Origin of the sequence: Pseudomonas brassicacearum (genome assembly GCF_003732265.1) — a bacterium.
GTDB classification, from domain to species: Bacteria; Pseudomonadota; Gammaproteobacteria; order Pseudomonadales; family Pseudomonadaceae; genus Aquipseudomonas; species Aquipseudomonas brassicacearum_D.
The window spans coordinates 252,115-277,149 of record NZ_MOBK01000005.1 but is presented as its reverse complement, the minus strand read 5'-3'; the positions used below and the strand labels follow the sequence as shown (position 1 = coordinate 277,149).

General features: G+C 59.5%; 25 protein-coding genes, 4 tRNA genes and 2 pseudogenes. 12 read left to right on the top strand and 19 right to left on the bottom strand.

What is annotated here, in order from left to right; genetic code table 11:
- The 3 genes from BK660_RS12445 to yacG are packed head-to-tail and all read left to right on the top strand — an operon-like array spanning position 1 to position 1,690.
- A complete protein-coding gene (locus BK660_RS12445; protein WP_123433536.1) occupies positions 1-873 on the top strand; it encodes a prepilin peptidase in 873 nt (290 codons plus the stop codon).
- Positions 870-1,493, top strand: coding sequence for a dephospho-CoA kinase (gene coaE, locus BK660_RS12440; RefSeq protein WP_123433535.1), 624 nt, complete (start codon positions 870-872; stop codon positions 1,491-1,493). Before BK660_RS12445 ends, coaE begins: the two co-directional genes overlap by 4 nt.
- Positions 1,490-1,690 (top strand): DNA gyrase inhibitor YacG, encoded by a 201-nt coding sequence (yacG, locus tag BK660_RS12435; RefSeq protein WP_123433534.1) that lies wholly within the window; start codon positions 1,490-1,492, stop codon positions 1,688-1,690. Before coaE ends, yacG begins: the two co-directional genes overlap by 4 nt.
- Before the next feature lie 4 nt (positions 1,691-1,694).
- Here yacG and BK660_RS12430 read toward each other — a convergent pair whose 3' ends face one another.
- The 3 genes from BK660_RS12430 to BK660_RS12420 all read right to left on the bottom strand — a co-directional run bounded on the left by BK660_RS12430 (position 1,695) and on the right by BK660_RS12420 (position 3,127).
- Positions 1,695-1,910, bottom strand: a complete 216-nt coding sequence (locus BK660_RS12430) for a hypothetical protein (protein ID WP_027924171.1) — start codon at positions 1,908-1,910, stop codon at positions 1,695-1,697.
- Positions 1,911-1,973: 63 nt separating this feature from the next.
- Positions 1,974-2,663, bottom strand: a complete 690-nt coding sequence (locus BK660_RS12425) for an energy-coupling factor ABC transporter permease (protein WP_123433533.1) — start codon at positions 2,661-2,663, stop codon at positions 1,974-1,976.
- Positions 2,660-3,127 (bottom strand): FAD/FMN-containing dehydrogenase, encoded by a 468-nt coding sequence (locus tag BK660_RS12420; RefSeq protein ID WP_123433532.1) that lies wholly within the window; start codon positions 3,125-3,127, stop codon positions 2,660-2,662. The genes BK660_RS12425 and BK660_RS12420 overlap by 4 nt, the downstream gene beginning before the upstream one ends.
- 128 nt (positions 3,128-3,255) lie before the next feature.
- On the opposite strand from BK660_RS12420, the gene BK660_RS12415 reads away from it, so the two are divergent.
- The 5 genes from BK660_RS12415 (at position 3,256) to BK660_RS12395 (ending at position 6,706) form a co-directional block, all read left to right on the top strand.
- Complete coding sequence (locus BK660_RS12415; RefSeq protein ID WP_007942303.1) at positions 3,256-3,882, top strand: DUF1780 domain-containing protein; 627 nt, start codon at positions 3,256-3,258, stop codon at positions 3,880-3,882.
- On the top strand, positions 3,879-4,406 hold the full coding sequence (locus tag BK660_RS12410) for an MOSC domain-containing protein (protein WP_123433531.1): 528 nt from the start codon (positions 3,879-3,881) through the stop codon (positions 4,404-4,406). Before BK660_RS12415 ends, BK660_RS12410 begins: the two co-directional genes overlap by 4 nt.
- Before the next feature lie 50 nt (positions 4,407-4,456).
- Positions 4,457-4,630 carry a DUF3094 domain-containing protein gene (locus BK660_RS12405; protein WP_032833555.1) on the top strand — a complete coding sequence of 58 codons (174 nt, stop codon included), beginning with the start codon at positions 4,457-4,459 and terminating at the stop codon, positions 4,628-4,630.
- A 60-nt stretch (positions 4,631-4,690) separates the two neighbouring features.
- Positions 4,691-5,989 carry an NAD(P)/FAD-dependent oxidoreductase gene (locus BK660_RS12400; RefSeq protein ID WP_123433530.1) on the top strand — a complete coding sequence of 433 codons (1,299 nt, stop codon included), beginning with the start codon at positions 4,691-4,693 and terminating at the stop codon, positions 5,987-5,989.
- 318 nt (positions 5,990-6,307) lie between these two features.
- Positions 6,308-6,706 (top strand): HvfA family oxazolone/thioamide-modified RiPP metallophore, encoded by a 399-nt coding sequence (locus BK660_RS12395; RefSeq protein ID WP_027924177.1) that lies wholly within the window; start codon positions 6,308-6,310, stop codon positions 6,704-6,706.
- 62 nt (positions 6,707-6,768) lie between these two features.
- Here BK660_RS12395 and BK660_RS33605 read toward each other — a convergent pair.
- The 9 genes and pseudogenes from BK660_RS33605 to rluD form a co-directional block, all read right to left on the bottom strand.
- Positions 6,769-7,416: pseudogene (locus BK660_RS33605) on the bottom strand (methyl-accepting chemotaxis protein); the annotation flags it as partial.
- Between the two features lie 207 nt (positions 7,417-7,623).
- Positions 7,624-8,394 (bottom strand): annotated as a pseudogene (locus BK660_RS33600) (MCP four helix bundle domain-containing protein); the annotation flags it as partial.
- 186 nt (positions 8,395-8,580) lie between these two features.
- Positions 8,581-8,657: transfer RNA gene (locus BK660_RS12385), tRNA-Pro, on the bottom strand.
- 96 nt (positions 8,658-8,753) lie between these two features.
- Positions 8,754-8,829 (bottom strand) — tRNA-Lys (locus tag BK660_RS12380).
- Positions 8,830-8,834: 5 nt separating this feature from the next.
- Positions 8,835-8,911: transfer RNA gene (locus tag BK660_RS12375), tRNA-Pro, on the bottom strand.
- A 9-nt stretch (positions 8,912-8,920) separates the two neighbouring features.
- Positions 8,921-8,996 (bottom strand) — tRNA-Asn (locus tag BK660_RS12370).
- A gap of 299 nt (positions 8,997-9,295) precedes the next feature.
- Positions 9,296-11,860 carry an ATP-dependent chaperone ClpB gene (gene clpB, locus BK660_RS12365; RefSeq protein WP_123433528.1) on the bottom strand — a complete coding sequence of 855 codons (2,565 nt, stop codon included), beginning with the start codon at positions 11,858-11,860 and terminating at the stop codon, positions 9,296-9,298.
- A gap of 130 nt (positions 11,861-11,990) precedes the next feature.
- The gene (gene pgeF, locus BK660_RS12360; RefSeq protein WP_123433527.1) at positions 11,991-12,716 is read right to left on the bottom strand and encodes a peptidoglycan editing factor PgeF; all 726 of its coding nucleotides are present in this window, start codon (positions 12,714-12,716) and stop codon (positions 11,991-11,993) included.
- The gene (gene rluD / locus BK660_RS12355) at positions 12,713-13,675 is read right to left on the bottom strand and encodes a 23S rRNA pseudouridine(1911/1915/1917) synthase RluD (protein ID WP_007942311.1); all 963 of its coding nucleotides are present in this window, start codon (positions 13,673-13,675) and stop codon (positions 12,713-12,715) included. Before rluD ends, pgeF begins: the two co-directional genes overlap by 4 nt.
- A gap of 151 nt (positions 13,676-13,826) precedes the next feature.
- On the opposite strand from rluD, the gene BK660_RS12350 reads away from it, so the two are divergent.
- The 4 genes from BK660_RS12350 to BK660_RS12335 all read left to right on the top strand — a co-directional run bounded on the left by BK660_RS12350 (position 13,827) and on the right by BK660_RS12335 (position 18,127).
- Positions 13,827-14,849, top strand: a complete 1,023-nt coding sequence (locus tag BK660_RS12350) for an outer membrane protein assembly factor BamD (RefSeq protein WP_123433526.1) — start codon at positions 13,827-13,829, stop codon at positions 14,847-14,849.
- 122 nt (positions 14,850-14,971) lie between these two features.
- A complete protein-coding gene (locus tag BK660_RS12345; protein ID WP_027924182.1) occupies positions 14,972-15,205 on the top strand; it encodes a PP0621 family protein in 234 nt (77 codons plus the stop codon).
- Positions 15,195-16,784: a sensor histidine kinase gene (locus BK660_RS12340; RefSeq protein ID WP_123433525.1), complete on the top strand. Its 1,590-nt coding sequence runs from the start codon at positions 15,195-15,197 to the stop codon at positions 16,782-16,784. Before BK660_RS12345 ends, BK660_RS12340 begins: the two co-directional genes overlap by 11 nt.
- A 2-nt stretch (positions 16,785-16,786) precedes the next feature.
- On the top strand, positions 16,787-18,127 hold the full coding sequence (locus BK660_RS12335) for a sigma-54-dependent transcriptional regulator (RefSeq protein ID WP_123433524.1): 1,341 nt from the start codon (positions 16,787-16,789) through the stop codon (positions 18,125-18,127).
- A gap of 127 nt (positions 18,128-18,254) precedes the next feature.
- Here BK660_RS12335 and thiO read toward each other — a convergent pair whose 3' ends face one another.
- Genes thiO through BK660_RS12300 form a run of 7 tightly spaced genes read right to left on the bottom strand, consistent with a single transcriptional unit; the run spans position 18,255 to position 25,001 of the window.
- Positions 18,255-19,355 carry a glycine oxidase ThiO gene (gene thiO / locus BK660_RS12330; RefSeq protein ID WP_123433523.1) on the bottom strand — a complete coding sequence of 367 codons (1,101 nt, stop codon included), beginning with the start codon at positions 19,353-19,355 and terminating at the stop codon, positions 18,255-18,257.
- 54 nt (positions 19,356-19,409) lie between these two features.
- Positions 19,410-19,811: a type IV pilin protein gene (locus tag BK660_RS12325; protein ID WP_123433522.1), complete on the bottom strand. Its 402-nt coding sequence runs from the start codon at positions 19,809-19,811 to the stop codon at positions 19,410-19,412.
- A 14-nt stretch (positions 19,812-19,825) separates the two neighbouring features.
- Complete coding sequence (locus tag BK660_RS12320; RefSeq protein ID WP_123433521.1) at positions 19,826-22,918, bottom strand: pilus assembly protein; 3,093 nt, start codon at positions 22,916-22,918, stop codon at positions 19,826-19,828.
- Positions 22,905-23,375, bottom strand: a complete 471-nt coding sequence (locus tag BK660_RS12315; RefSeq protein WP_123433520.1) for a pilus assembly PilX family protein — start codon at positions 23,373-23,375, stop codon at positions 22,905-22,907. Before BK660_RS12315 ends, BK660_RS12320 begins: the two co-directional genes overlap by 14 nt.
- On the bottom strand, positions 23,372-24,085 hold the full coding sequence (locus tag BK660_RS12310; RefSeq protein ID WP_123433519.1) for a PilW family protein: 714 nt from the start codon (positions 24,083-24,085) through the stop codon (positions 23,372-23,374). Before BK660_RS12310 ends, BK660_RS12315 begins: the two co-directional genes overlap by 4 nt.
- Positions 24,082-24,531 carry a type IV pilus modification protein PilV gene (gene pilV / locus BK660_RS12305; RefSeq protein WP_123433518.1) on the bottom strand — a complete coding sequence of 150 codons (450 nt, stop codon included), beginning with the start codon at positions 24,529-24,531 and terminating at the stop codon, positions 24,082-24,084. The genes BK660_RS12310 and pilV overlap by 4 nt, the downstream gene beginning before the upstream one ends.
- Positions 24,528-25,001, bottom strand: a complete 474-nt coding sequence (locus tag BK660_RS12300) for a GspH/FimT family pseudopilin (RefSeq protein WP_123433517.1) — start codon at positions 24,999-25,001, stop codon at positions 24,528-24,530. Before BK660_RS12300 ends, pilV begins: the two co-directional genes overlap by 4 nt.
- Positions 25,002-25,035: the final 34 nt, after the last annotated feature.

Below are 25,035 nucleotides of genomic sequence, written 5' to 3'. Positions count from 1 at the left end.
ATGCCACTGACTGAAATCCTCACGGTTTACCCGGCGTTCTTCGTGGTCATCGCCTTGGCGGTAGGCCTGGTGGTGGGCAGTTTTCTCAATGTGGTGGTCTGGCGCCTGCCGAAAATGCTCCAGCGTGAATGGCGGATGCAAGCCAACGACGTACTGGGCGTGCCTCCCGAAGTGCCGGGCCCGACCTACAACTTGATGCTGCCCCACTCCCACTGCCCGCACTGCGACCATCGCATTCGCGCGTGGGAAAACATCCCGGTGCTCAGTTACCTGTTTTTACGCGGTCGCTGCTCGAACTGCGCCGCACCGATCAGCAAGCGCTATCCGCTGACCGAACTGGCCTGCGGCCTGCTCTCGGCGTTTATCGCCTGGCATTTCGGTTTCGGCTGGCAGGCTTGCATGGTGCTTCTGCTGACCTGGGGCTTGTTGGCGATGAGCCTGATCGACGCCGAGCACCAATTGCTGCCGGATGTACTGGTGTTGCCGCTGCTGTGGTTGGGGTTGATCGTCAACAGCTTCGGGGTTTTCGTCTCACTGCATGAAGCGCTGTGGGGCGCAGTGGCCGGGTACATGGCGTTGTGGTCGGTGTACTGGCTGTTCAAGCTGATTACCGGCAAGGACGGGATCGGTCACGGCGATTTCAAGTTATTGGCCATGCTCGGTGCCTGGGGCGGTTGGCAGATCTTGCCACTGACGATCCTGCTGTCATCGCTGGCAGGCGCCCTTCTCGGGGTGATTTTGTTGCGCCTGCGCGACGCGAAAACTTCGTCGCCAATCCCCTTCGGCCCCTATCTGGCGATTGCCGGCTGGATTGCCTTGCTCTGGGGTGGTCAAATAACCGACTTCTATTGGCAGTTTGTCGGTTTGAAATGAATACCCCTGTGGAAAAACCCTGGATTCTCGGCCTGACCGGCGGCATCGGCAGCGGCAAAAGCGCCGCGGCCCAACACTTCATCGACTTGGGCATTCACGTCGTCGACGCTGATCATGCGGCGCGTTGGGTGGTCGAACCGGGTCGCCCGGCACTGGCCGCGATCGCTGAACATTTCGGCCCCGGCGTGTTGCAAGCCGATGGGCAACTGGACCGCGCCGCTCTTCGGAAATTGATTTTTGAAGTACCGCAGGAACGCCTGTGGCTCGAAGGCCTGCTGCATCCGTTGATCGGTGAAGAAATCGCACACAATCTGGCCAAGGCACAATCGCCCTACGCGATTCTGGTTTCGCCACTGCTGATCGAGTCCGGGCAGTACGCCATGACCCAACGGGTGCTGGTGATCGATGCGCCGGAACAGTTACAGATCGAACGCACCTTGCAGCGTGACCAGACCAGCGAGCAACAGGTCCAGGCGATCCTCAAGGCCCAGTCCAGCCGTGAGGACCGCGTGAGCCATGCCGACGATGTGGTGGTCAACGACCGCGACCTCGCCTGGCTGCACAGCGAGGTCGAACGCCTGCATCACTTTTACCTTACTTTGCGTGGAGGCCAGTCATGAGCCAGATCCCTACCGTCGAATGCCCAACCTGTGGCGCGCCTGTCGAATGGAGCCCCGAGAACAAATTTCGGCCGTTCTGCTCGGACCGTTGCAAACTGATCGACCTCGGGGCATGGGCATCGGAAGAACACAAGATTCCGGTCAGCCCGGACGCTGAAGACGAAATGTTCAGTGAAGACTTCGATCCGCGCCACTGACTTCTCAGGGCCGCATAAAACCGTAGTCCTGGTCGTCATCGAGGTTTTCCGCGAGAAAGCGCAACTCATCGGCCAGGTCCTCGATACTGCGCACCGCCTTGCTTTGTTGCACCACTGCACTGAGCAAGGCGCGCAGGCTCAACCCCGGATCAAATCCCACTTCCTGCGCCCCATCCAGACTCTGACGCAGCTCCTGTCTTGCCCATTCGTACACACTCATGCCCATGCTCCTCAAGGTTTGGTCGAGCATGAGTTCGCCGGTCGAAAGCCGATTTGATGTGGATCAAGACTTCGGATCGTCGTCTTTCCAAGGGGCCGACAGGTAGCGTGTGCGGTTGAACGTCTCCAGCCATTCCGGGCAAAACACCACCAGCGCGCTGACGATCATGCCGTTGATGAACGCTTCCGGAAAAATCAGCAGCCACAGATAGCCGATAAAATCTTCCAGCCAATACGGCATGACAAAAATTTCGTCGTACCACAGCAACCCCAGCGCCAGCAGCAGACACAACAATGCCGACAGCGCGGCGGCAAAAAAACCGGAACAGAAGATATACACAAAGGGATTTCGCGGTTGCGCCCGCTCTACCAGGATGGCGATGCACTCAGTAACCAGCACGGGTAGCAAAATCAGCAACGCCCCGTTTACCCCTACGGCAACCAGGTCCTGACGCCCGAGCAGCACCAGCCCGAGCTGCGCAATCAAGCCACCGACGATTGCCAACGGCCAATCCAGCAACAAGGTGACGGCCGTCATGCCGATGAAGTGATAAGACACACCGGTATCGAAATCCCGTCGCACCAGCCACAGCATGAACAACGCGAACACCGTGCCGAACAGCAAATGCTGGCGCCGACTGTCGGTGAACAGCTCGACCCAGGGCGCACGCCAGATCGCCCAGAGCAGCACGGGCGCATAGATCAGCCAGCCGACCGTCAGCGTTTCGGGTGACAGCAGCTCGGCACCGATCATGGCCGGACCTTCTCCAGCGCCTCATGCAGCTGCGCGGCCGTGGCGTATTCGTGTTGCGCCACTAATTGGCCTGCATTGAGTTGCAGCCACAGCACTTTGTCCCCCGCCCCGGGGTAACGCGGCACTACGCGCCCGTCACGGTCGAGCATTACCCTGTAGGAATAATCGCGCATGGCCGGAATGGCAAACATCTTCGCGATCAGCTGTGGCATGCGTTGGATGTCCGCTAAAAATACGACATGACGCGCCTCCAGATAGCCCTTGGGCTGGCCTTGCAACGCCGCCTCAACCAGTTTGGCGGCTTCCATGCTTCGTGCCACCAGCAGCGTCTGCGTCTGATTATCGAGTGTGAATGCCTGATCGAACTGATCGAGCAGGGTCCAGGGCGCCAGTCGTTCACCCACCGCCAGCGCCTGGGCCCACAAGGGCAGAAAACTGAGCAGCAACACCGGCCAATATTTCATGTTCACCCCTTGTCCCATCGCTTATGCATGATGGCCATCAGTCTACACCGCCGATTCTGACTGCCCAGTGATCTCCAATGCCGGTAAACGGTTTCTGCTTGTCGCATTTGAACGCTAAGCTTGGGCCTATGGATGACTCAGATTATTTACGCCTGCTGACCATCGCGGCCGAGCAAGCCAACGCGTTCCTTTCCAATGCCCGCAAATGGGAGCGTGAGCGTTGGGTGTGCCAGCGCCTGCTGCAAGGCCTGAACATTCCCTACCGCGCCGACGAGTTCGCTCCGGCCGGCGAGCCGCCGGACGTGTTGTTTCGCGAGGCGAATTTCGAGGTGTTTTTCGTACTCGATGAGGGTCGGCGACTGAACGACGAATGGCGCGACGAACTGCAACGTCGACGCAGCGCGTTTTCCCTGAGCCAGTTGGTGCGACGCGAAGCCAAACCCAAACGCATCCCCGCCAATGAGTTTTTGCTGCGACTGGCGCCGACCTTGCGCAAAAAAGCGCACAACTACAAAGAACGCGGCATGGACCTGGGGGAGCTCGACATCATTGCCTTCGCCAGCCTCAAGCGAGAAGTGCTGGACCTCAACAGCCATTTTCCGCCGCCCACCGAATACCTGCGCCAGGGCTGGCGTTCGTTGTCGCTGGTCGGCCCGACGTTTGCCCGAGTACTGTTCGCGCACCCGGATGCACCGGATTTCCTGCGCAGTAACCTGGGGCGCAGCATCGTCTTCGATGTCGGCATCAGCCTGTGAGCCCATTGCAGGAATTGATCGCACACGTCCCGCAAACCGGCCGCGTACGCTGGATCGGCGTACGCCCTGAACCTCACGTACCGATGATCGAACTGGATGCCGTGGAAGCGCGGCTCGAGGCCGGTTTGACTGGCGATCGAGCCCGTCCCGGCATCCGTAATGCGCGGCAGGTGACATTGATTCAATGGGAACACTTGGCCGTCATCAGTTCGCTGATGGGCCGCCCGGACGATCAACCGGTGTTACCTAATGATTTGCGGCGCAACCTCGTTATCAGCGGTATCAACCTGTTCAGCCTCAAGGGCCGGCGCTTCCGGATCGGCCAGGCGATTTTCGAAACCACCGGCTGGTGCCAGCCTTGCGCGCGCCTGCAAAACAGCCTCGGCCCAGGGTCTTTTCAGGCTGTGCGCGGCCATGGCGGAATCACCGCCCGGGTGATACAAAGTGGAATCATTCGACTGGACGACACGGTGAGCGTCGAGCCCATCCCGGACAGCGGCTATGCTCCGTTCAACGTGCGTTAAATCCGCCTGTAGCTTCTACACATTCAGCAACGTCTACTGACGAGGCCTTTATGACCAGCCGCCTGAACCCCGACGACCAAAAGCATGTCGAAGAGTACCTGCATTTGTCCCAGCACCAAGTCGAGCGCCGACCTTTCCGGCCGTGGATGCTCCTGGTGGTGGTGTTGGCAGTGACCATTGGCCTGGGCCTGTTGAGCCGATTTATCAGTTACCTGACGCTATGAGCCGCCTCGCGCTCGCTCGGTTGACTGCACCGATTTCTTTTAGCCTTGCGAGATATCCCCATGACTCATCGTATTGTCATCGTTGGCGGCGGCGCCGGCGGTCTGGAGTTGGCTACCCGTCTGGGTAAGACTCTGGGCAAGCGTGGCACGGCCAGTGTGATGCTGGTCGACGCGAACCTGACCCACATCTGGAAACCGCTGCTGCATGAAGTGGCGGCCGGGTCGCTGAACTCTTCCGAAGACGAACTTAACTATGTTGCCCAAGCCAAATGGAACCACTTCGAGTTCCAGCTGGGGCGCATGAGCGGGCTCGATCGCACGCAGAAAAAAATCCAGCTGGCCGCCACTTACGACGAAGCAGGCCTGGAACTGGTGCCCGCCCGTGAAGTGGGTTACGACTCGCTGGTGATCTCGGTCGGCAGCACCACCAACGATTTTGGCACCCAGGGCGCGGCGCAGCATTGCCTGTTCCTCGACACCCGCAAACAGGCCGAGCGCTTCCACCAGCAACTGCTCAACCATTATCTGCGTGCCCATGCCGGGCAGACCGACAAGGTCGAACAGATCAGCGTCGCTATCGTCGGCGCCGGTGCCACCGGTGTTGAACTGGCCGCCGAGCTGCACAACGCGGCGCATGAATTGGCAGCTTATGGTCTGGACCGGATCAAACCGGAAAACATGCACATCACTCTGATCGAAGCCGGTCCTCGGGTATTGCCAGCCTTGCCGGAACGAATCGGCGGGCCTGTGCATAAAACCCTGGAGAAACTCGGGGTCAACGTCATGACCAATGCGACGGTGAGTGAAGTGACGGCCGACAGCCTGATCACTGCCGACGGCAAAGTGATCAACGCGAGCCTTAAAGTCTGGGCTGCGGGGATTCGTGCACCGGGTTTCCTCAAAGACATCGATGGCCTGGAAACCAACCGCATCAATCAGCTGCAAGTGCTGCCGACCCTGCAAACCACCCGCGACGAGAACATCTTCGCGTTCGGCGATTGCGCGGCCTGCCCGCAACCAGGCACTGATCGCAATGTGCCGCCGCGCGCTCAGGCGGCGCATCAGCAGGCGTCGTTGCTGGCCAAGTCACTGAAGCTGCGGATCGAGGGCAAGGCGTTGCCGGAGTACAAGTACACCGATTATGGCTCGTTGATCTCGCTGTCGCGTTTTTCGGCTGTGGGTAACTTGATGGGCAACCTGACCGGCAGCGTGATGCTGGAAGGCTGGCTGGCGCGAATGTTTTACGTGTCGCTGTACCGCATGCACCAGATGGCGCTGTATGGGGCGTTTCGTACGGCAATGCTGATGCTGGGCAGCAAAATCGGGCGCGGGACTGAGCCGCGACTCAAACTGCACTAACTCGGTCTAGTGTGGGAGCGGGCTTGCTCGCGAAGAGGGAGTATCAGTCGACATGAATGTTGCCTGGCACTCCGCTTTCGCGAGCAAGCCCGCTCCCACATTTGTTATTCATTGCCCTGAAGATCTGTGTCTCACTGTATCTCCCCCGCGTTTTCGCCCCTTCGCTTACAAACTCCCCCTTGCGCGACACAGTAGCGATACACCCAACCCGCTAAATGGCCACACCCGAGCAAGGCTACCCGCCCGCTTCGGTTGTCGCCGCACTTACGTGGCAACCCTTTATCAAGTGGTTGTGTCGTGCAACCCAGGAGAATTGAAATGTCCCGTACTACCAAAAACACTATTGGTCTGCTTGGCGCTGTTCTGGCCGGTGGCATGATGTTGACCGGCTCCGTCTTCGCTTCGCAGCCCCTGACTCAAGGTTATCTGCTGGCCTCGGCCGAACAGGTGGTGAAAACCCCTGAAGGCAAATGTGGCGAAGGCAAGTGCGGCGATGCGTCGATGGCAAAGACCGATACCGACGGTGACGGCAAAGTCTCCCGCGCCGAATTCCAGGCTGTCGCGCCGAAATCCAACTTCGACAAGATCGACACCAACCACGATGGCTTCATCGACGAGCAAGAAGCGTTCGATAACGTGAAAGCCAACTACGAAGCCAACGGCAAGAAAATGCCAAAAGGTTTGTTCGAGCACCTGAAAGACCAAGACGGCGCCTAAGTTTCAGAACACCACGCCCCGCTTTCTCCACCCAGAAGCGGGGCTTTTTTCATCTGGCGGATTTACACCTGGAAGCGCTGCACCATGGTGCTCAACGAATTGGCCAAGCGTGAGAGCTCATGGCTGGAAGCACTGGTCTGATTCGCCCCGGCAGCGGAACGCACGGACAGGTCGCGGATGTTCACCAGATTGCGGTCCACTTCTCGCGCCACTTGCGCCTGTTCTTCGGCAGCGCTGGCGATCACCAGATTACGCTCATGGATCTGGTGAACCGAGTCAGTGATGGTCTGCAACGCCTCGCCCGCACGCTCAGCCAGGGCCAGAGTCGTCGCTGCGCGAGTCGAGCTCGCTTGCATCGAATCCAGCGCCTGGGTCGAGCCGCTGCGCATGCCCTGAACCATTTGTTCGATTTCCTGGGTCGATTGCTGCGTGCGATAAGCCAGTGCGCGAACTTCATCGGCCACCACCGCAAATCCTCGACCGCTTTCCCCGGCGCGTGCCGCTTCGATGGCAGCGTTGAGCGCCAACAGATTGGTCTGCTCGGCAATCGCGCGAATCACATCCAGCACCTTGCCAATGTCCTGCGACTGGTTGGCCAGGGACTGCACCAGGCCACCCGTCACCTGCACATCACTGGCCAGCGCACCGATGGCCGCGACCGTTTCGCTGACGCGCTCCTGACCGGCGTGGGCGGAATCGCTGGATTGGCGCGTAGCGTCGGACGTCGACACCGCATTGCGAGCAACTTCCTCCACCGCCGTGGTCATCTCGTTAACGGCGGTGGCAGCCTGTTCGATCTCGTTGTTCTGCTGCTGCAGGTTTTGCGTGCTGTCGAGGGTGACCGCGTTCAACTCGTCCGCCGCCGTCGCCAGTTGCGCCGCCGAGCCGCTGATGCCTTGCAAGGTTTCGCGCAGGTTCTGCTGCATGGTTGCCAGCGCCTTGAGCAAGCGGCTGACTTCGTCGTTGCCATGGGTTTCGATCGCACGCGTGAGGTCGCCACGTGCGACGTTTTCCGCAGCCTGCAGCGCTTCGCCCAAGGGTTTGACGATGCTGCGAGTGAGTAACATGGCCAGTCCGACGGTGGCCAGCGCTGCCAACGCGATGAACAGGCTGACAATCGTTCGCGAGGTATCGTAATGCGCGGCAGATTTCTCGCTTTCGGCGGCGACTTGCCTGGCGAACAGGTCTGCCAGGTCAGTGAGTTGTTTGCCGGAGCCATCGACCACGGTTTTCATGTCGATCAGCAGCAGTTTGGTCAGTTCGTCACGACGACCTTGTTCCGCCAGTGAAAACGATTGGGCAATACCGGAACGGTAGGCCGCGAAGGTGGTTTTGAACTGGTCATATAACGCCTTGCCTTCGGCGGTGTTTACCAGCTTGTCGTACGCGGCGATCCGGTCGCTGAGCTCCTTGTCGCGGGTATCCATCTGGCTGCGGTATTGAGGAATGTTCTTGGGGTCCTGATCCAGGGCCATGCGCAGGGAAATGGTGCGGATGCGCAGCATGAGCTCGCGGATCTCGTCGCCACCGCGAATGCTCGGCAGCCATTGCTTCTCCACCGCCACTTCACTATCGCGAATGCTCGACATCTGACCCAGCGCAAACACGCCAAGCAAGGCGACCAACACGGCAATCAGGGCAAACCCCAAGGCCGCCCGAGGAGCAATATTCAACTGACGAAGCAACATAACGAACGCCCTTTTCTTGTAATGGCCTGGATAAGGGGCGTGTGTCGACAGAACCCCGTCGCTTCGCTATCGGCAAGTTGTACGATGACTTGAAGGGGATCGCATTTTTTGGCAAACAAAAAGCGGCAGACAAAAAACGGCAGACAAAAAAAATCCCCGTATCTTTCGATACGAGGATTTTTAATATGGTCGGGGTAAGGGGATTCGAACTCCTGACATCCTGCTCCCAAAGCAGGCGCGCTACCGGACTGCGCTATACCCCGGTAAAAAAAAGGCGACCTTCACAAGTCGCCTTCTTCGATCAGCGCTTTTGGCCTCTGATCTTAAGATCTGATCCCAGCGTTAACTGGTTTCAAAAATGGTGGGTCGTGTGGGATTCGAACCTACGACCAATTGGTTAAAAGCCAACTGCTCTACCAACTGAGCTAACGACCCAAAAATGGTCGGGGTAAGGGGATTCGAACTCCTGACATCCTGCTCCCAAAGCAGGCGCGCTACCGGACTGCGCTATACCCCGGTTTGAAATTGGCTCCGTGACCAGGACTCGAACCTGGGACCCAATGATTAACAGTCATTTGCTCTACCGACTGAGCTATCACGGAACTACATATTTCAATTTACAACGGTGAAGCTTTTCGCATTCTCTTCGACCCGTTCGCATCGCTGCGTTCGTGTGTCTGAGGCGCGCTATTCTACAATCTTCAGCACCTCTGTCAACCCCCTAAATTGCTTTCAAGTTAATGATTTGCAACTTATTTTGGATTCCTGCTTGGGGAGCGGAAACCCTGGCGGGTGACTGACTGCGGGGCGCACTTTACAAGCCTTTTCCTTAGAGTTCAACAGCCTGGCGAAAAAAAGGCCTCGCAATGCGAGGCCTCGTCAGTTTTGTTGACCGGATGGGTCAGACGAATACGATTTCGTCGTTTTCCACCACACCCTTGGCGGTATCGCCTGGCATGAAATGACCCGACAGAATCAACTGGGCCAGCGGGTTCTCGATCCAGCGCTGAATCGCTCGTTTGAGCGGACGTGCGCCGTATACCGGGTCGTAACCCACCGCGATCAGCTTATCCATGGCCTCAGGGCTCAACTCCAGTTTCAGCTCACGCTCGGTCAGGCGACTGCGCAGGCGACCCAACTGGATCTCGGTAATGCCCGCAATCTGATCCCGCGCCAAAGGCTCGAAGATCACCACTTCGTCGACCCGGTTAATGAACTCCGGCCGGAAGTGGGTGGAAATCGCGTCCATCACCGCCGCGCGCTGTGCCTCACGATCACCGACCAGTTCCTGGATCTGCACCGAGCCCAGGTTGGACGTCATGACGATCACGGTGTTCTTGAAATCCACCGTGCGGCCATGGCTGTCGGTCAAGCGGCCATCTTCCAGCACTTGCAGCAAGATGTTGAACACATCCGGGTGGGCCTTCTCGACCTCGTCCAGGAGGATCACCGAGTAAGGCTTGCGACGCACCGCCTCGGTCAGGTAACCGCCCTCTTCATAGCCCACATAGCCTGGTGGGGCGCCAATCAGCCGGGCCACGGAATGTTTCTCCATGAACTCGGACATGTCGATCCGCACCATGGCCTCTTCAGTATCAAAGAGGAACTCGGCCAGTGCCTTGCACAGCTCGGTTTTACCGACACCGGTCGGGCCGAGGAACATGAACGAACCGCTCGGGCGATTCGGGTCGGACAACCCGGCCCGGGAACGTCGCACGGCGTTGGAGACCGCGATTACTGCTTCGTCCTGGCCGATCACACGCTGGTGCAACAGGCTTTCCATCTTCATCAGCTTGTCGCGCTCGCCTTCGAGCATTTTCGACACGGGGATGCCGGTCCACTTCGACACGACTTCAGCGATTTCTTCCTCTGTCACCTTGCTGCGCAGCAACTGGTTCTCGCTTTTGCCGTGTTGGTCGACCATTTGCAGGCTGCGCTCCAGATCCGGGATGACCCCGTATTGCAGCTCGGCCATGCGGTTCAGGTCGCCTTTACGGCGTGCGGCTTCCAGTTCCTGACGGGACTGTTCGATCTTTTGCTGGATCTGCGCAGAACCCTGGACTTCGGCTTTTTCAGAATTCCAGATTTCTTCGAGGTCCGAATACTCACGCTCGAGGCGGACGATTTCTTCCTGGAGTTTTTCCAGGCGTTTGATCGCCGCTTCATCGCTTTCTTTCTTCAGTGCCTGGGATTCCACCTTCAACTGAATCAGGCGACGCTCCAGACGGTCGAGCACTTCCGGCTTGGAATCGATCTCCATGCGGATGCGGCTGGCCGCCTCGTCGATCAGGTCGATGGCCTTGTCCGGCAACTGACGGTCAGTGATGTAGCGATGGCTGAGTTTGGCCGCGGCGATAATCGCGCCATCAGTGATCGCCACCTTGTGGTGAACCTCATAACGCTCTTTGAGGCCACGCAGAATCGCGATGGTGTCCTCTTCGCTCGGCTCGTCCACCAGCACTTTCTGGAAGCGCCGTTCGAGGGCCGCATCCTTCTCTATATATTGGCGGTACTCGTTGAGCGTGGTCGCGCCGACGCAATGCAGCTCGCCGCGAGCCAGGGCAGGCTTGAGCATGTTGCCCGCATCCATCGAGCCTTCGCCTTTACCGGCGCCGACCATGGTGTGCAGTTCGTCGATGAACAGGATGATCTGCCCTTCCTGCTTCGACAGCTCGTTGAGCAGCGATTTCAGGCGCTCCTCAAACTCACCGCGATACTTGGCACCGGCGATCAGCGCGCCCATGTCGAGGGACAGCAGGCGTTTGCCTTTCAGGCCATCCGGCACTTCGCCATTGATGATGCGCTGGGCCAGGCCTTCGGCGATGGCAGTTTTACCCACGCCAGGCTCACCGATCAGCACCGGGTTGTTCTTGGTACGGCGTTGCAGGACCTGAATGGTCCGGCGAATTTCGTCGTCACGGCCGATCACCGGATCGAGCTTGCCTTCTTCGGCGCGCTTGGTCAGGTCGACGGTGTATTTATCCAGCGCCTGGCGCGACTCCTCGTGGTTGGCATCGTTGACCGCTTCGCCACCACGCAGGTTATTGATCGCGTTTTCCAGGGCTTTCTTGCTCACGCCCTGCCCCAGCAACAACTTGCCGAGTTTGCTGTTCTCGTCCATGGCGGCGAGCAGCACGAGTTCGCTGGAGATGAACTGGTCGCCCTTCTGCTGGGCCAGGCGATCAGCCTGATTGAGCAGGCGCGCCAGGTCCTGCGACATGTTCACGTCGCCGGTCGGGTTCTGGATTTTCGGCAGCTGGTCGAGCTCTTTGGTCAGCTCCTTACGCAGGCTGTTGACGTCAAAACCGACCTGCATCAGCAGGGGTTTGATCGAACCACCCTGCTGTTCGAGCATGGCCTGCATCAAGTGCGCCGGCTCGATGCCGGGATGGTCGAGGCCGACGGCCAGGGATTGGGCGTCGGAGAGTGCTAACTGTAATTTGCTGGTTAAACGATCTATGCGCATGGGTCACCTTCCTTTTGAGCAGGCCGGACCTATAAATCATCCTGAATGAAGAAACCTGCCAGATACCGTTATAGATGCGGTCGATTCTGGGAGTTTCAAGCGTCGATCAGTTGATGCAGATCAGAGAAGTCTAGCGTTCGAGCCAGATAAGGGAGGCAAACCGGCCGGTACGGGGACTGCGGCGGTAAGAAAAGAAGCGTGGATCGGTCACGGTGCAGAAACCGCCACCGTAAACAGCGGTGACACCGCGTGCCGCCAGACGCAAACGCGCCAGTTCGTAGATATCGGCCATGAACTTGCCGGCGTTTCGACTTGGCTCGAAAGCTTTAGCGGCGTCCGGCAATTGCTCGACGAAGGTTTCGCGCACTTCCGGGCCGACTTCAAAGGCTTTGGGGCCAATGGCCGGGCCGAGCCAGACCAATACGTCTGCGGGCGGCACCTCCAGACTGTCAAGCGTCGCTTCCAGCACACCCGCCGCCAATCCGCGCCAACCGGCATGGGCCGCGGCAACGCGGGTGCCGGCACGGTCGCAAAACAGCGCCGGCAAACAGTCTGCGGTCATTGAAGCGCAGGCAATACCGGGCGTGGCTGTCCAGCTGGCGTCGGCAGTGACGACCAGGCCTGGGTCCGCGTGGGCCACGGCAATGCCGTGGACCTGTTGCAGCCAGGCCGGTTGAATAGAGAAATGCTCGGTGAGGCGACGGCGATTTTCGGCCACAGCTTCGGGGCTGTCGTCGACGTGATCGCCGAGGTTGAGGCTGTCGAACGGCGCCAGACTGACGCCGCCCGCACGGGTGGTCACACAGGCTTTCACCCCGGCAGGCGCAGGCCAGTCGGGAATCAGCCAGTCACTCATCCGATGAACGCCTCACGGTCTTGCTTGAGCAGGGTCAGCAACCAGACGAAATCGTCTGGCAGCGGCGATTCCCAGCTCATGCGCTTACCGGTGGTCGGGTGATCCAGTTCCAGGAACCGCGCATGCAGGGCCTGACGCGGGAACGCCTTCAACGATTCGACCATGGTCACACTGGCTGCCGGCGGGATACGGAAGCGACCGCCGTAGGCAGGGTCTCCGACCAACGGGTAGTTGATGTGGGCCATGTGTACACGAATCTGGTGCGTACGACCGGTTTCCAGCTTCACCCGCACGTGAGTGTGGGAGCGGAAACGCTCGAGCACGCGGTAATGGCTGACGGCTTGCTTGCCCCCTTCCATCACCGCCATGCGCTGGCGTTGCTGACCGTGACGACCGATCGGCGCGTTGATCTTGCCGCCGGCAGTCACCACGCCGATCACGATGCATTCGTAGATCCGGCTTACGCTGCGGCTCTGCAATTGCGTGACAAGCTGTGTCTGCGCCTGAATGGTCTTGGCCACCACCATCAGACCGGTGGTGTCCTTGTCCAGGCGATGCACGATACCGGCGCGGGGCACATTGATAATGTCCGGCACATGGTGCAGCAAGGCGTTGAGCAAGGTGCCATCAGCGTGGCCGGCAGCCGGATGCACCACCAGACCCGCAGGTTTGTTGATCACCAGGATGTCGTCGTCTTCATAGACGATGTCCAGTTCGATGTCTTGAGCGATCCATTCGCCCTGAGCTTCCTGCTCGGCGGTCAGTTCAAGAATGGCGCCACCGTGAACGATGTCTCGCGGGCGGATAACCGCCCCATCCACAGTCAGGCGGCCGTCTTTGATCCAGGCGGAAAGGCGCGAGCGCGAGTGCTCAGCGAATAATTGTGCGGCGACTTGATCGAGGCGTTGGCCGCCCAATTCGGACGGCACCTCTGCGCGAAGTTCAATTTTATCGGACATGCTCAGACTAGGCGTCGGCACAGCCTTTGGTTTCGGCTGCGCGCTTGTGGTTAAATACGGCGTCTTTTGCCCCGAGGCTATTCAACGGGGCGCTCATCATAACAGGACGGCCCCGCCCAAGACAGCGGCCGTCATAGGGACGCAAGCCGCCATGCAAGTGAAACACCTGCTGCTGATCGCCATCCTCGCATTGACCGCTGCTTGCTCATCGAAGGAAGTCGTAGACGAAAACCTTAGCGAAGTCGAGCTGTACCAGCAGGCTCAGAACGATCTGGACAATAGTAGCTATACCAGCGCCATTGCCAAGTTGAAGGCTCTGGAATCGCGCTATCCGTTCGGTCGCTACGCTGATCAGGCTCAACTCGAGCTCATTTACGCCAACTACAAGAACACTGAGCCTGAAGCCGCCAAGTCTGCTGCCGAGCGTTTCATTCGCTTGCACCCGCAGCATCCGAACGTGGATTACGCCTACTATCTGAAAGGTTTGACGTCTTTCGACCAGGACGTCGGCCTGCTGGCGCGCTTCCTGCCGCTGGACATGACCAAGCGTGACCCGGGTGCCGCTCGCGACTCCTACAACGAGTTCGCCCAGCTGACCAGCCGCTTCCCGAACAGCCGCTACTCGCCGGATGCCAAGCAGCGCATGATTTATCTGCGCAACCTGCTGGCCTCCTACGAGATTCACGTTGCCGACTACTACCTGACCCGTCAGGCCTATGTCGCCGCAGCGAACCGTGGTCGTTACGTGGTGGAAAACTTCCAGGAAACCCCGTCCGTCGGTGACGGCCTGGCGGTCATGACCGAAGCCTACCAGCGTCTGCACCTGGACGAACTGGCAGCCACCAGCCTCGAAACCCTGAAGCTCAACTACCCGAACCACCCAAGCCTGGTGGACGGTCAGTTCCAGCCTTCGGTTGCCGAAGCCGACAACCGTTCGTGGTTGAGCAAGGCCACCCTGGGCCTGATCGAATCCCGTCCGCCGCTGCCGCCGGGCGAAACCCGCGCCAACCAGGACGTGCAGAAGCAGTACCAGGATGCCAAGGACGCGATTCCGAGCGAGCTCAAGCCTAAAGATGGCAACGGCGACGCAGTCGAAGAAGAGCAACACGAGTCCGAAGGCAACAACAGCGACCGCTCGTGGTTCAGTTACATGACCTTTGGCGTGTTCGACTGACACCTCAGGTTGTACAAAAAGGAGCCTCGCGAGGCTCCTTTTTTGTGGGTGTGATGATTACGCTGTGCGCTCGCCATGACCTTGGCTAAACTGCTGAATCACTCGTCATAAAGCAGCTCACCATGCTTCGTTTATTGTTCTGGATCGCCCTGATTGCCGCTGCAGTATGGTTCTGGCGCAAGTTCAAGGGCGCGGCCAATGCCCCAAGGTCCTCCGCCGAGCTGGAGGCTGCGCCCATGGTCCGTTGCGCCCATTGCGGCGTACACCTGCCCCGCGACCGCGCGCTGAGCCTTCAACAACAGTGGTATTGCAGCCAGGCTCACCTCGAGCAAGGCCCGGGCCCAAGTGGTCGCTGAGACCTCCAGTCCCGGCGGCAAACAGGCTCAGCGACTGCTGCGCCTCTATCACCTCTACCGTTTAAGCATCGGCATCACTCTGGTGCTGTTGATGACCAGCAACCTGGACAACCAGTTGCTGGCGTTCGCCAATGACGACCTGTTGCGTAATGGCAGCTGGCTGTACCTGGTACTGAACATTCTGCTGGTGGTGTTTCTGGGAAACACCCGCCGGCCGGCGCAGCTGTTCAGCCTGGCGCTGGTCGATGTCCTGCTGCTCTGCGGTTTGTTCTACGCTGCGGGCGGAGTGGCCAGCGCCATCGGCAATCTGTTGATTGTGTCGGTGGCCATCAGCAATACCCTGCTGCGAGGACGTGTCGGCCTGTTGATCGCCGCGGTCGGCGCGCTGGGCATCGTCGGTTTGAGTTTCCTCCTGAGCTTCAGCCATCCCGCCAGCCCCAACGATTACCTGCAAGTCGGCATGCTCGGCGCCCTGTGTTTTGCTGCGGCATTGCTGGTGCAAGGGCTGAGCAGACGCCTGGAAGTCAGCGAACACCTCGCCGAACAGCGAGCCGGCGAAGTGATGGGACTCGAAACGCTCAACGCGCTGATCCTGCAACGCATGCGCACGGGGATTCTGGTGCTCGACGAACAGCGACGAGTGCAACTGGCCAACCACAGCGCATTGATCCTGCTGGGGCACAAAGCACTCGATGGACGGCTGATCGACGATTTTTCCCCGACGCTGGTCGAACGTCTGCAGCTGTGGTTCAACAATCCGACCTTGCGCCCGCAAAGTCTGAAAATTCCAGGCAGCGGTCTGGAGCTGCAACCCAGTTTCATTGCCCTGGACCAAAGCCCGAATCCTCAGACCCTGGTTTTCCTCGAAGACATCGCTCAGGTCGCGCAACAGGCACAGCAACTGAAACTCGCCGCCCTCGGTCGACTGACGGCGGGTATTGCCCATGAAATCCGCAATCCATTGGGTGCCATTAGTCATGCCGCGCAATTGCTGCGCGAATCCGAGGAACTCAACGGTGCGGATCGGCGTCTGACCCAGATTATTCAAGACCACTCTCAGCGAATGAATAGGGTTATCGAAAACGTCCTGCAACTGTCCCGCCGCCAGCAAACCGTCCCGCAAAGGCTGGACCTGAAGCCGTGGCTGGAAAGGTTCGTCGCTGAAACCCGTGAGAACGCGAACGACGCCCAGCAGATCCACCTGTGTATAGGTTCCGGCGACTTCACCACCTTGATGGACCCGAACCAGCTCACCCAGGTTCTGGACAATTTGTTGCGCAATGCCTGGCGCCACAGCGCCCTGAATCACGACCCGGCTCAGGTCTGGCTCGAGTTGTTTGTCGATGCCGACAGCCAATTGCCGATGCTCGAGGTGGTGGACAACGGCCCCGGCGTGGCGCCAGACCAGCAGGGGCATCTGTTCGAACCGTTTTTTACCACCAGTAGCCAAGGCACAGGCCTGGGGCTTTATCTGTCCCGTGAGCTGTGCGAAAGCAACCAGGCCCGCCTAGACTTCAAATCACGCCAAGGCGGCGGCTGCTTTCGCATCACTTTTGCTCACGGACGGAAACAAAGTTGAACATGAGCCCACGGCCCAAGGTCCTGATCGTCGACGACGAACCGGATATCCGCGAACTCCTGGAAATCACCCTGGGACGGATGAAACTCGACACCTTCAGTGCCCGCAACCTCGGCGACGCCCAAGCCTTGCTGGCCCGGGAAACCTTCGACCTGTGCCTGACCGACATGCGCCTGCCCGACGGCACCGGCCTTGAGCTGGTGCAGCACATCCAGCAGCGTTACGCACAGGTGCCGGTGGCGATGATCACCGCTTATGGCAGCCTCGAAACAGCGATCAACGCGCTCAAGGCTGGCGCCTTCGACTTCCTGACCAAACCGGTCGACCTAACTCGCCTGCGGGAACTGGTCACCAGCGCGCTGCGCCTGCCTGCTCCCGCTGACGCCACTACCGCGATTGATCGCCGGCTGCTGGGCAACTCACTGCCCATGCGTAACCTGCGCAAACACATCGACAAACTCGCCCGCAGCCAGGCACCGGTGTACATCAGCGGCGAATCCGGCAGCGGCAAGGAGCTGGTTGCGAGACTAATCCACGAACAAGGCCCGCGAGCCCATCACCCCTTCGTTCCGGTCAACTGTGGGGCGATTCCGTCAGAGCTGATGGAAAGCGAGTTTTTCGGGCATCGTAAAGGCAGCTTCAGCGGCGCCATCGAAGACAAGCGCGGACTGTTCCAGGCCGCTCAGGGCGGCACGCTGTTCCTCGATGAAGTCGCGGACTTGCCGTTGGCGATGCAGGTCAAACTGCTGCGTGCGATTCAGGAAAAAGCCGTGCGCAGTATTGGTGAACAACAGGAAACGGTGGTCGACGTGCGCATCCTGTGCGCCACCCACAAAGACCTTGAGGCCGAAATCGCCGCCGAACGTTTTCGTCAGGATTTGTACTATCGGCTCAACGTGATCGAACTGCGGGTTCCGCCCTTGCGCGAACGCCGTGACGACATCGAGGCATTGTCCAGCCATGTGCTCAAGCGCTTGGCGGCCGACAGCGGCCGACCTGCCGCGACACTCCATCCACTCGCACTGGATGCGCTGAAAAGCTATCGGTTTCCGGGCAATGTGCGGGAACTGGAGAACGTGCTCGAACGGGCTCACACCTTATGCGAGAACAAGCAGATTGAAGCCAGCGATTTACGACTGGCCGAGGGTAATTGCTCGGCAGAAGGCGGGGTGCCGGACCTGACGCAGATCGACAATCTGGAAGACTATCTGGAAAACGTCGAGCGCAAAGTCATCCTCCAGGCGCTGGAGGAAACCCGCTGGAACCGTACGGCGGCGGCTCAGCGGTTGAATTTGTCGTTCAGGTCGATGCGTTACAGGCTGAAGAAACTGGGCCTGGATTGAGTGCCCCTTCGCGAGCAAGCCCGCTCCCACAGGGGTTATGCATTGTTCAAAGATCCAGTGTGGGAGCGAGCCTGCTCCGGGCGGCGTTCCGACGAAGGCAATATGACAGTCGCCGAAGATCCTGCGACTAGATACGCCCAACCGGCGCATATGGCGCAGGATCAATTATCGGCTCACGCCCCAGCATCACATCCGCAAACAATTGACACGACGCCGGCGCCAGCACCAGCCCATTGCGGTAATGCCCGCAATTGAGCCAAAGCCCTTCAAACCCGGGCACCTGACCGATGTAAGGAATGCCTTCCGGCGAGCCCGGCCGTAACCCGGCCCAATGCCCGACGACTTCGGCATCCGCCAACGCGGGAATCAGCTCCACCGCCGACGCCTTCAGGCTCTCCAAAGCCGAATCGGTCGGCGTCTTGTCGTAGCCTTCATGCTCCAGCGTACTGCCGATCAGAATGTGCCCGTCGCGGCGGGGAATCGCGTAACGCCCCTTGGCCAGCACCATGCTCGGCAAAAAATCCGCCGCGCACTTGTACAAAATCATCTGCCCTTTCACCGGTTCGACCGGCAGCGCCAGGCCCAATTTTTTGAGTAAATCACCACTCCAGGCGCCGGCGGCCAGCACCACTTGATCCCCCTGAATGGCACCCTTCGAGGTCTGCACGCCAACGACTTGATCGCCTTCACGAATGAACCCGCTGACTTCGCACTGCTCATGGATGGTCACATTCGGCAGCGCCATCAATGCCGCCTTCAGCGACTTCACCAGCCGCGGATTGCGCACATTGGCCACATCGGCCATGTAGATCGCCCGCGAAAACCCCGCACCCAATACCGGCACCGCATCGTGGGCCGCCGAGATATCCACAGCCCGCAGCGGACGGTTTTCCCGTTTGGCCCACGCCAGTGCCTCGGCTTCATCATCCAGGTCCAGCCAGTACAGGCCGGTGGTGTGAACCTCAGGATCAACCCCGGTCGCAGCGAACAATCGCTCACCGAGCTGTGGATAAAAATCCTGGGACCAATGCGCCAACGCGGTGACCGCCGGGTTATAGCGCCACGGATAGAGCGGCGAAACAATCCCGCCCCCCGCCCACGACGACTCCTGCCCGACGTTCGAACGATCCAGCAGCACCACGCTGCGCACGTCGGACGCGAGATTGAACGCCGTAAGCAGCCCGATCACGCCGCCGCCGACAATCACCACTTGCTGTTGCCTGATCATCTTCAGATCCAACCGTTAAATAGACAGAGGGCGCAAAGGCGCCCGAAGGGAAACTCAGCGACCCCAGCAATCCTTGGCGGTCAGGCCAGCTGTTGCGTTGACCATGCTCCGGACACCGGTATTGGTGAGGGTGAAATCCCCGCACTTGTCGGTTGCCATGCTCGAGCCGGTCTTGCGCACGGCCGTCAGCAGGAAGGTCTGGTCCGTGATCGTCGGGGTGATGGTGTAATAGTCATTGCCGGCGCTCAGACCTGTGGCGCCGGTGTAGACATTGCTCTTGGTGTAGAAGCGTTCAAGGATCTGCGCCTGCTCCGACAACACCCCGGCGATTTCGCTGCGCCGGCCCTTCTTCAGGTACTCGGTGAAGCTCGGGGCGGCAATGGTCATGACGATCCCGATGATCGCAATCACGATCATGATTTCGATCAGGGTAAAACCTCGGTTGGATCTACGCATGCCTCAACTCTCACTTACTGTATTTGTCGCCACATGATGCGACGGCTACCGCCGCCACCTTTTTCTACTAGCGTTTTGATGCTGCCACTGGAACTGTTAACCAATTTACGGGTTCCGCCATTGACTATGCCATTCAGGTTCGGAATGCCGCTGCTGGACACCACCCCGCTCGACACCATGTCGACGCTGTCGACCACGCCGTCGTCGTTGGTATCAAGCACCGCATAGTTGAGCATCTTACCGCTGAACGCATCCAGTTCGACCAGTTTGCCGGTGCCGAAGCTGGCACACGGGTCCGTGGTGTCCACACTCGCCGTAGTAAAAACGATCCGCCCCAGCACCAGACTCGCCTGATTGATCACCCGCTCGCCGGTCAACACGTTGTTGTACACCAGTGGCAAGTACCACCCCTTCTCTGCCGGGTAGGTCACGTCGTTCTGGCTGGTAGTGATGAATTGATCGGCGCCCCCTGCAAACACACCGGTTACCGCCTGCGCCTGCAAACTGGTCGCGGTGATTTGTCCCGCCCCGCCGTCCGCATCCCACACCGCATAAAACGCCTGTAGATCCTTGTTGGTCTTGTCGGCGGTCTCGTTGAATTTACCGGTGCCGACAAACACTTCCTTGCCGCCCAATGCATTGTCCGCCAGCAACGGTTGCGCGGTGATGGGCTGAGTGGCGCCGCCTGCCGTGGTAAACAACGGTTTTCCGGAAAAGGCTACGCCCCAGGTATCGGGCGCCGTGGCGCTCAGATCGAACTTCCACAACCGCCCTTTCAAATCGCCGCCATAGGCGGCTTGCACCACATTCTGCGAGTTGACCCTGAGTTTCACCGACGACAGACCATTGGTGGTTTCAGTGCTGTCGACCACGACTTTCTTGATCAACGAGCCGTCACGCACATCGACCACGTACAGCGCAGCGACCCCGGAGTTGCTGCCATAACCGTTGGAAATAAACGCAGCCCATCGACCATCGGCCAAGCGTGCCACTTCCGGCCGGGCGTAGGCATAACCCAGGTCATTGAACACGTTTGCCGTACTCGGCGTAGTCGGCGCAGCGATTTCCCACAGTGCCTTGAACGCGTTACCCACCGAGGCATCGAACAGTTGCAGCGCATAGAAGACTTTGCCACCCGCCCCGGCTCCGCCGATGGCCAGGGTTTTCCAGGTGCCGCTGAGTTGGGCATCGAACACACCGAGCTGACCGTCGACCAGGTACTTGTGGCTCACACCATTGATGTAGGTTGGATCGGCGATATAGCGTAGCGAGGGTAAAACGCTGGACGGCATGTAGGCATAGCGCCTGACACCGTTGGCCGAGTTGATGACATTCACAAAGCCGTCGTTGGCGTTCACCACCAGACTGGCACTCATATTGGCGGCTTTGGTGGCCAGGTAGGTGCTGTAGGAGGTATCGCCCAGCAGATCAGAGGCGGTTTTATCCACAGGGGATGCCAGCACCAGCGGTGAGTTGATGATGTCGCCGAGCAATACGCTGCGCACCTTGAGCCCGGTTTTGTTGGTGCCCTTGCTCCACTCCACCAGATCACTGCCGGTGATGCCGGTCGGCAGGCTCTGACTCAACGATGTCTGCTGCGCCGGGGAAAAACTGCTGTAGGCCAGCGTGACGGCGGTGTTGTTCAAGGTGTTCCAGGATTGAAAGGTCGGTGCGGTCGCGCCGGGGACGAGGGTGGTGTCGGTGGTCCATTGCACAGCGGCAGTGTTCACCGCTCCAGCGGGCGTGAAACCGAAGGACTTGATGGTGCCGCGCCAGTCCTTCGGGTCATAGCTGGTCTGGAAATAACTGGAACCGCTGGCCAGGGTGGTGCCGCTGGTGACCCCGCTCCCCCCGGAACCGGCCTTGGATGTGATCTCACTCAACGCCGACGACAATGCGCTGTTGAGCCCCACGCTGTCGGTCGCCTGATAATACTTGCCCTGCCCATAGCTGGCCGCGTCCGACAGCATCTGGTTCGCAGCAGTAAACCCCACGGTGTAGGTATTCATGTTCTGTTTCGGGAAGTCCACTGCGTTCCAGCTTTTGCCCGCCGCGTCGGTGCCGGTGGAGCGCATGTCGATATCGAACGCGAACTTGGCGATATCGTCGAGGTAAAGCGTGTCACCCTCGCCGTCACCGTTGAGGTTGTTGCCATCGTTGTTCACGCCATCCCAGTTCGGCAGGCGAGCTCCTCCCAGCGGATCGTTGGTCGGGAAGCTGCGGTCAAACGTCGGCAGGCCATCGGTGATGACCACGCCGTAGTTTTTCTGGCAACGGTACTGGATCGGGCTGGTGTACGTGGCCGGCGTCGAGTTGTAGTACGGCGCCAGCCCCCGGAAGTAGCGGGTGATTTCGTAATAGGTTTCCGCCAGCGGGGTGTTGGCCACGGCGCTCAAGCCGTTGATGGAATTGATCAGGTTGTTGTAATTGTTGTCGGCCTGCGACTGGGTCACGCTGCCGCTCACCACTGACAGATCACTGATCAAGCGCGCAATGAAGCCGCCATTACCGGAGTTGCTGCTGTTCACCGGGTTGAAGGTCGCAAGCCCCATGCGCAGGCCGCGGTTGCTGCTCACCAGTGCCGTGGACACATTTCGCGCCACGTTCATGCGGTAGTCGTTGGGGATCGAACCGGTGGTAAAGTCCCGGTTGCTGCCGTTGGCCAGGCCCACCAGGTACGACAGGTAATCGTCGGAGTACCGGGTGTTTTCATTGCCGACCGGATCCGGCAACTTCAGGCACAACGGCGCCAGGCTGTTGTTGTAAAACGCGTAGGCCCCACTGGAACATCCGGACTGCGGCAGGCTGGAAAGAAAGATCGAATCACCGACGATGTCGCTGCCGCTCAAACACAGCCCGAGGAAAAAATTACATTGTCTGGCGGGCGTGCGCCCCGTGACGGTCGGATCGAACCCGGCGGCGTAAAGGATGCTGTTCATGCTTCCCGAATCGTCGATCAGCAACATCACGTTCGGAGGAACAGCCGCAGCGCTTAACAGCGGTGAATCCGAAGGCGTGAAGGCATACGCCGGAGCCGACAAATAAAGTCCGAACACAACGCCGCAAAGCAGCCGCCAAACACGGGCGCGCCCTTCAGTACTTCGCATAAATACTCTCCACGATGCTGCGCGAGTTGCCCGCGATGCCGACGGCGGTCACCCGGTAAAGCGTCGCCGAGGTATTGCTTGGCACATTGACGGCGTTGAGTGTGGTGCCGATGTTTTGCACTGCGTAAAAGCCACTGCCGGAAGCGATCCACGTCACTCCAGAGCTGGAGTTGAGACCCGCGGCCGTGATGCTCGTGGCCTCGGCCGGCGGCGTGCACTGGCTGCAGACCGGCAATGAATAGCTGTCCAGCTGCACCGCGCTTTCACCCACGCGCAACGCCGCTTCGGCCCCCTGAAACGATTGGTTGCGCAGGCTCACGCTGCCGGCCATCTTTTCCTGCAGGGTGGCGTTCTGCATCGAAGAAAGGCCGATCAGTGTCAGCAACAGCAGAAACACCAGGCTGACCAGCAGCGCCATGCCACGCTGGACATGAGAGGTCATGGCGGCCACCCTCATGGCAGACGGTTGCGCAAGGCGGCAACCACGCTGAAGGTCTGGTCGTGAACACGGTTATTCGGGTCGAAGAGGATCAGGCTCAAGCGTACGCTGCGGATGCGTGCGGGGTCCGACGGGTTGCTGCTGTAACTGGAAGCTGCCAGATCAGTGGCGGAACTGGCGAGGCCGAAACTCACGTTGAACGCCCTCACGTTGTTCACCAGCACGTACTGGGTGGGCGTGCCGGCGCCGGCCCCCATCAATATCTGGTTGTTGCTGAAGCTGTAGATCAACCGGCGGATCGGAAACGCCAACTGCCCCGATGTCAGAGCCGGTGGATTTGTATAAGCCGTCGCCGTGTTTCGACAATCGGAAACCACTGTCCAGACTGGCGCCCCGCCACCCGCTCCCACATCAGCGGTCACGAGGGTCAATTTGAGGTTGGCATTATCCCAGCTGATCGGTGTTGTCTGACTGACAGCGAAGCTCCCCCCCGTACTTGAATCGGTGATGTTCCCCAAACAGCCGAACATGCCGACCATGCGGATTTCCTGAATCATTTTGCTCAACACAAAACGCGCGTCTTCCTGCATGCCGGCGGAGATGTTCTGACTGACGTAGGTGTTTTTCGCCGCGATGAAAATCTGCGCCACGCCCAAGACCACGATCAGACTCAACGCCAGCGCAATCAACAACTCGATCAAACCGAACCCTCGGCTGGTGCGGTTCATGGCGTGGACGCCGGGTCGACCGCGGCGCGGCTGGTCAGGACAAAGCTGCGGCGCGCGTTGGCGGTATTGGCGGCACGCGCGTCATCCCAGGTGATAGTGATGGTGTAAACCCGCTGGTTCAGCGTCACGCTGCCGGTGGCCGTCGCGCCGCCGAAATTGACGATGTTGGTGGTGAAATCGTAGAGGTCCTGGTCCCGGGCGACACTCAGGTTGCCCGAGGTCGGAGGCGTGACGGTGTAATCGGCGGCGGAATTGGCGCGGATGCGGTCCATCATGTCGTAGGCGATAAAACTCGCCTGGCTGGTCATCCGTGAACTGTCGGTGTACTTCAGCGCATTGAGCTGAATCGCCGCCGCCCCCAATAGCCCCACGGTCAGTATCAACAACGCCACCAAAACTTCGATCAGTGTCATGCCCTCCTGTGCACGCTTGCTCCATTCCCTCATCCGCAACTTCCACCCAATAGAATTCGTCCGTTCAAACACACATTCAGCGTCCTGCTTTGCGTCCCCGATACATAGTTGATGACCACGGCGGTGGACGGTGCCGACAAACCGCCCAGGTTGTTGAAGTCCAGCGCGGTCACTCCTGAGGTTAGCGTCAGAGTGGCGCCGCCGCTCATCGCTGGAACAACCCGCAATACATTGGCCGGTGTGCCAGTACCGTCATAGACCGTCAATTCACCGGTCCACACACTGCCGCCCGCCGTCGGACGGACCCGGGTGGTGATGCCACGGTCGATGGCCTCCAGTCGGGCGAAATTGAGTCCACGCTGCAAATCGCCGATTTCGGTATCGGCCCGGGTGGTTTGCACCGATCGGGTAAACGCCGGCACGGCCAGGGTGATCAGGATCAGAAACACCGCGAGCGTGATCAACAACTCGATCAGCGTGAAACCTTTTGTACGATGATCCATCGGTGCCCTCCGTTGCCGTCGGCTATACCTGCTT